This window comes from Dyadobacter sp. SRI_021 (genome assembly GCF_057586235.1).
The window spans coordinates 1-688 of sequence record NZ_JBYCZM010000047.1 but is presented as its reverse complement, the minus strand read 5'-3'; the positions used below and the strand labels follow the sequence as shown (position 1 = coordinate 688).

The window sequence follows — 688 nt, the reverse complement described above, 5'->3', positions numbered from 1 at the left end:
CACTGACTAATCGCCCTATTCAGACTCGCTTTCGCTTCGGCTCCTGTTCTTCAAACATTAACCTTGCCAGTAACCGTAACTCGTAGGCTCATTATGCAAAAGGCACGCCGTCACCCATAGGCTCCGACCGCTTGTAAGCGCATGGTTTCAAGTTCTATTTCACCCCGTTGCTCACGGTACTTTTCACCTTTCCCTCACGGTACTCGTTCACTATCGGTCTCTCAGGAGTATTTAGCCTTGGCGGATGGTGCCGCCGGATTCAGAGGGGATTCCACCGGTCCCCACTTACTCAGGATACTCACTCAGTTAAAATCGCTGCCTGTACGGGATTCTCACCCTCTACGATTGGCCTTCCCATGCCATTCCAGTTCGCTATTTAACCACTTGGTGAGTCCTACAACCCCAACCTGGCCGTAACCAGGTTGGTTTGGGCTGTTCCGTGTTCGCTCGCCACTACTTACGGAATCACTATTGTTTTCTTCTCCTGCGGGTACTTAGATGTTTCAGTTCCCCGCGTTTGCCCCCCGTAGGGTAATCAGGCTTCACCTGATTGGGTTGCCCCATTCGGATATCTATGGATCAATGCATATGTGCTGCTCCCCATAGCTTTTCGCAGCTTATCACGTCCTTCTTCGCCTCTGAGAGCCTAGGTATCCCCCATGCGCCCTTAATTCGCTTGCGCGACTTT

At 51.7% G+C, this 688-nt stretch carries 1 rRNA gene; it reads right to left on the bottom strand.

What is annotated here, in order from left to right:
- Positions 1–681, bottom strand: a 23S ribosomal RNA gene (locus AC2YIT_RS32205); the annotation flags it as partial.
- Positions 682–688 lie beyond the last annotated feature (7 nt).